Here is a 5,261-nt window from a genome sequence, read left to right as displayed (position 1 = left end):
CGGTGGTACTCACTATGACCCAGTACATACTCTATCGGGTACTTTTGGGCCAGATATTTAATGAGTCTGGTATTGGCCGTAAGCTGTGCATCGGTCATCGGTAAACCGTTACCATCGGCCACATTTTCAATACCTATTGCCGTGTAATTCAGGCCAATGGTGTGTCGTGCCATTGTGGTCTCCGGCATTAACTGATAAATCGTGCCGTCGCGGTCAATGACAAACTGGCTGGATACGTTTAACGCTCCCCCGGTGCGGATGCCCGCTCTGGCTGCCGGTAGTTCTGGCGGGTTAAACGCAGCAAATGTCTGCTCAAAGGTTGGGATCACTGTCCAGTGTACTACCACCATCCTCGGTACAATGGTTGGCTCCTGCTGGATCAGGCCATAGCGTTGTTGCATATACTCAAGCGTAAGCGCTTTACGCTTATCATCAAATACAATCGGTTTCTGAATAATCAGTAAATCGTCAGGCATCGCTTGTGCCGCCGATAACAGAGCAGCTATCCCGATCAGACAGAGCAGTATTGTCTTCATGGCGGTTCCTTATGTGAGGTTAAGACAGGCAGCGCAGCACCCGCGAGTCAACGGCTGACACGCACCGGTAACAGGGGGGCAGGGACAAAGAGTAGCATTGTTCCGGTAAATGTAAATATTACCGTCATCGGTAAAACCTGCCGGCGCTGCCTGGGTCCTGGTGGCCTGCTGCATTGTGGCTGTACTGGCTTGATTCAGCACAGCTGAGCGGCCACCCGCCACGGCATGCCAGCCAGAGTGAATTGAAAAATTCAGCCAGACAGCTTCAGATAAGGGTACTAATTATGCATCAGCTTTGCCGGCAAATAGAACTGCCTTATCAGAGGAGACAAAGACGATGGAGCTTAGACGCATAGCAACGCCCGGCATAGCTCATTATGCCTGGTTACTGGCAGATGGTGAGCAGGCGATGTTAGTCGACCCCAGCCGGCACGTTCAGCAATATCTTGATACCGCCCGGGACATGGCAACCCGCATCACCCATATTGTGGAGACTCACCGTCATGAAGATTTTGTCATGGGATCAACATGGTTAGCCAGGCGCACCGGCGCCAGCATTTACAATGGCAAGCACGAAACCTTTGGCCATGGCGATTACCGGCTGGAGGATGGTGATACCTTTTACGTGGGGCAGTTGTTAATCAGGGCGTTACATACCCCGGGTCATACGCCGGAAAGTATGTGTTATGCCGTTTATAAAGATGATAATGCCGATGCCGCATGGGCGGTATTTACCGGCGATACATTATTTTTCGGTGACACCGGCCGGTCAGACTTACCGGATCAGCGCAAAGCCGTGGAAAATGCCGGCCGTATTTACGATGCGGTGCATAATAAGCTGGCCGGGCTTGGCGATACCGCCTTAGTACTGCCAGCCCATGGCCCGGGCTCGGTCTGCGGGAGCGGTATGGCTGAGCGTTCCTGGTCAACCCTGGGTGATGAAAAAACCTATAATGATGTCTTTACGCTGTCGCGTGAAGAATTTTCTATGAAAAAAGGCAGTGAACGGCTGCCGCGACCGCCCTACTTCCGGCATATGGAAAAGGTCAACCTGCAAGGGGGGATGCCTCCTGCGGTACGAGATGGCGATACTGGCTTACTGAGCGCAGCAGAATTTGCTAAAGCCGTCAGCCAGGCTGATATTTTCGATACCCGTTTGCCGGAAGCTTTCGCCGGGGGCCATATTCCACAGAGTTACAGTATCTGGCTTGGCGGTCTGCCGGTGTTTGGTGGCTGGATAGGGCATGCCGAAAGCACTATCTGTCTGGTTACAGATCGTAACGAAGATGTCGACACTGCGGTTCGTCATTTAAGCAATATCGGTCTGGACAATGTCAGGGGGGCGCTGGCAGGCGGCTTTGAAAGCTGGCGGGATGCCGGACAAAGCGTGGTGCACAGTGGCGTAATAACTCCCCGGGCATTAGATAACATGGACAGTAAGCCACAAGTGCTGGACGTACGCGAAATTGATGAATTCGACAGCGGGCATATCCCGGGGGCCGTGCATTGTTATGTCGGCTATCTGGCTGACAAACTCAGCGAACTGCCTCTGAACAAAGCCAAGCCTGTGGTTGTTACCTGTGGTGTGGGACATCGCGCCGGTTTGGCTGTCAGTATTTTACTCAGGGCAGGTTTTAAGGATGTGCGCAATTTATTAGGAGGTATCAAAGCCTGGCAAGCGCTTGAGCTGCCTGTTGAGTGAACAGGCAGCAATACCGCCAGTGCGCGAACTCAGCATATCGGCTCTCTAAAACCCGTGCGGATAAGTGTCAGGCATTTTAGCGCTATCGTCACTGATATCGATATGGTGCAGGGCCCGGCTGTCAGCGAAAAATACAAAATGATCGTACCGCTTGGGGATCACTGTCGGCACATAGTTACCGTAGCGTTCATGCCTCGGATTGTATACTACCCCAACAGCACGATGGGCAATAGGTCGCGCCAGCGCCGGATTAGATTGCAAGTCTTTGGAGTGTAAAAAGAACTGCTTACCAGACCGGTGGCAGAAATCTTCCCAGCTGCCTTGCCGGGCGGGGGGGAGCTCCATTTTTTCAACCCTGGCACCCCAGGCGCTGCCCGCCGTTACGTTACCCTGGTAACTGCCAAACCCGACAAGCGCCACCTGCTCGCTGCCATACGCTTGACGGCCCAGCTCGCCAAGATTGGTCAGTCCCTGATTGGCCATATCGGTAAAAGACGCATCACCAATATGGGTGTTATGGGCCCAGACAATTCCTTTGGCATTTTTGCCGTGAAACGCCATCAGCCGGTCGAGCGTATCCATCATATGCCTGTCACGCAAATTCCAGGTCGACTCGCTGCCGTTGGCCATTGCCCGGTAATAATGCTCAGCATTTTTACTGACGGTGGCATTTTGTTCGGCACTGAAGGCTTCTTCCCGATCATGGTTGTAGGTTGGTGCTTTACTGCGAACTTTGGCTAAAAGCTTACTGACTTCATCACTGCAGCCTTCAGGCGTCAGCCGGGTGGCAATAGCATAACGCTGGCCGTCCTCATCGCGATATGGTTCAAAGCACCGCATTGCCGTTTTCGCGGTTTCATAGGCATCAGGGTCTTCGTCGCGTAGGTAATTCATAATGGCATCCATTGACTCCCACAGGCTGTATACATCCAGACCATAAAAGCCTTTGCGCTGGTCTTCCTGCCGTGTCTGGTTAAACTCGCGCAGCCAGGTCGCAAACTCGTGAACTTCCCAGTTAGCCCACATCCAGGTAGGCCAGCGTTGAAATTCCTTCAGCGCCTGTGTGGTATCAGCAATGGCATCATCATAGTGCTTTACGTGCCGGTTTAACTCGTAGCAGGGGGGCCAGTCGCCTTCTACCACAATAAAATCAAAACCGTATTGCTCCAGCAATACTTTAGAAATCCGGGCGCGCCATTGGTAATACTCATGGGTACCGTGAGACGCTTCGCCAAGCATTACTACTTTCTTATCTCTAATGGCTTCAAGCAGCGGGCCTAAATCTTCGGTGCTGCTGAAGTCGTGTTTACACTGGCTAATAGTGTTAATAATTGACTCTGTCATCATTAATCTCCTGGTTATCCAGACAGGATATTACAGACGGCCGTAAAGCTGCGGCGTGGCGCTGGCAAGTAAACTGGCTGCCAGACTGACCTCATTAATATCCAGATGATCTTTAAAGGTGGCAGCCTGCTGATGCTGCTTATCCAGCCAGAAAGCCTCAATGTCGTCGGCAAGTTGCCAGATAGCAGCGCCAAACTGTGGCGCTGTGTCATGTTCGTTTAAAAAAGCCAGGTTTCCCTGCAAAACACGCAGCCCCAGTGACAAACCACAGTCGCGAAAGGCCAGCCGGTGTCCGGCGGCCCGGTTATGGGCAAAGGCGTGGTGAACGGTGTTCAGCCCCTGCTCGGCTGCCTTGAGTAACGCCCCAGGTTGAACCGACGCTGGCAATTGACAATAAGTCTGCAGTTCAGTCGCGCGCACGACATTCACCAGCAAGCAGCCAATACCCAGAGCATCATCGGTGGCCCAGTGTGAACGCTCGCAAAGTTGCTGTAACTTTTTAATGTAGCTCGAAAATTCCTGACTGAACTGCTCTGTCTGGTGATGTGCTTGCAAGGCACAAAGCAATCCCTCCAGGGGATCATGAGCCCCCATCGCCGGCACCAGTGGCCGTGTTAAATCGACGCTCATCTTCCAGCACATGGCAGGCCCCAGCCCATGCTGTTCAGTGATAAACCGGCTGCCAGCAAGGCTTAGTTCAGCGGCCCAGACAGCCAGTTGCTGATCGTTAAAATATTGGCTGGCTTTGAGCAACGTCATAATCCAGCGGGTGTGGTAATGATAATACTGACCATCCCGCTGCCATTCCAGCGCTGGATCGTAGCGTTCACTTTCTTTGCGCTCCGTCATTTTTTTGCCAATTCGCAGACCCGCAACCGTCGGATGCTCGCGGCCGTTATCACCTTCAAGACCACTTATCCAGCCGTGTCTTGGGTCATTTGCTGCAAACTGGCCGAGATAAAAATGCACCTGGTTAATGGTACGCATCGCCAGCTTGCCGAATGATTGCACATTGTCCTGAGGATTATCCGAAGCACTGTCCAGCGTGGTCAACGCCAGGAAATTCAGCACAGCAAAGGCATCTGTCCATAAATAACGCCGGGTCCGATCACCGCTGTCGCCAACCAGACCGGTGCGCTTCGCAAAACCCTGCATCAGAGCGTGAGCCTGTTCAGCAGGGGCGCTTGTTAGTTGCGGGCTCATTGGTCGCTATCCGCTTTACCGGCTTTGCCTGTCATAGGCACAAAGCGCACCGGCAATAATCTGGTTTCCTGATAGTCATCTTCACTGACCCGTTCCAGCAGCACCAGTTCCTGCTCCAGCCGGCCTACCGGCGCCAGCAGCCGGCCGCCGATTTTCAGCTGTTGTTTCAGGGTCTGGGGTATTTTTGCCGGGGCGGCGGTCAGTTCAATCGCGTCAAAAGGCCCCTGTTCAGGCCAGCCTTCATAGCCATCGCCATAGCGACTTTCAATGTTACTGATATTGGTTTTCTGCAGGTTTTTCTTTGCCAGATTAGCCAGCCATTCAATAATCTCAATTGAATATACCTGGTTGGCCAGGTGAGATAACACAGCGGCGTTGTAGCCACAACCGGTGCCAATTTCCAGCACCTTATCATCAGCGTTTATGCTTAATGCCTGTGCCATATAGGCCACAATATAAGGCTGACTAATGGTTTG

General features: G+C 52.7%; 5 protein-coding genes. 1 reads left to right on the top strand and 4 read right to left on the bottom strand.

Translation table 11 applies throughout. The features are described from left to right. The coding region (locus R3177_RS13050; RefSeq protein WP_318971463.1) for a peptidoglycan recognition family protein at positions 1-536 on the bottom strand (536 nt) is incomplete at its 3' end. 337 nt (positions 537-873) lie between these two features. Between R3177_RS13050 and R3177_RS13045 the strand changes: the two genes are divergently transcribed. Next, positions 874-2,238 carry an MBL fold metallo-hydrolase gene (locus R3177_RS13045; RefSeq protein WP_318971462.1) on the top strand — a complete coding sequence of 455 codons (1,365 nt, stop codon included), beginning with the start codon at positions 874-876 and terminating at the stop codon, positions 2,236-2,238. Between the two features lie 45 nt (positions 2,239-2,283). Here R3177_RS13045 and R3177_RS13040 read toward each other — a convergent pair whose 3' ends face one another. The 3 genes from R3177_RS13040 to R3177_RS13030 all read right to left on the bottom strand — a co-directional run. After that, positions 2,284-3,582: an erythromycin esterase family protein gene (locus R3177_RS13040; RefSeq protein ID WP_318971461.1), complete on the bottom strand. Its 1,299-nt coding sequence runs from the start codon at positions 3,580-3,582 to the stop codon at positions 2,284-2,286. A 30-nt stretch (positions 3,583-3,612) separates the two neighbouring features. Further along, positions 3,613-4,785: a hypothetical protein gene (locus R3177_RS13035; RefSeq protein ID WP_318971460.1), complete on the bottom strand. Its 1,173-nt coding sequence runs from the start codon at positions 4,783-4,785 to the stop codon at positions 3,613-3,615. After that, a partial coding sequence (locus tag R3177_RS13030; protein ID WP_318971459.1) for a protein-L-isoaspartate O-methyltransferase occupies positions 4,782-5,261 on the bottom strand: 480 nt, incomplete at its 5' end. The genes R3177_RS13035 and R3177_RS13030, both read right to left, overlap by 4 nt.

Origin of the sequence: Arsukibacterium sp. (genome assembly GCF_033722355.1) — a bacterium.
Taxonomy (GTDB): domain Bacteria; phylum Pseudomonadota; class Gammaproteobacteria; order Enterobacterales; family Alteromonadaceae; genus Alishewanella.
Note: the sequence above shows the minus strand (reverse complement) of the source record. Positions and strands in the feature narration are given on the sequence as shown.

Excerpts from the sequence above, each read along its gene's own strand:
- R3177_RS13045 (WP_318971462.1), top strand. The coding sequence starts at position 874 with ATGGAGCTTAGACGCATAGCAACGCCCGGCATAGCTCATTATGCCTGG.
- R3177_RS13040 (WP_318971461.1), bottom strand. The coding sequence starts at position 3,582 with ATGACAGAGTCAATTATTAACACTATTAGCCAGTGTAAACACGACTTC.
- R3177_RS13035 (WP_318971460.1), bottom strand. The coding sequence starts at position 4,785 with ATGAGCCCGCAACTAACAAGCGCCCCTGCTGAACAGGCTCACGCTCTG.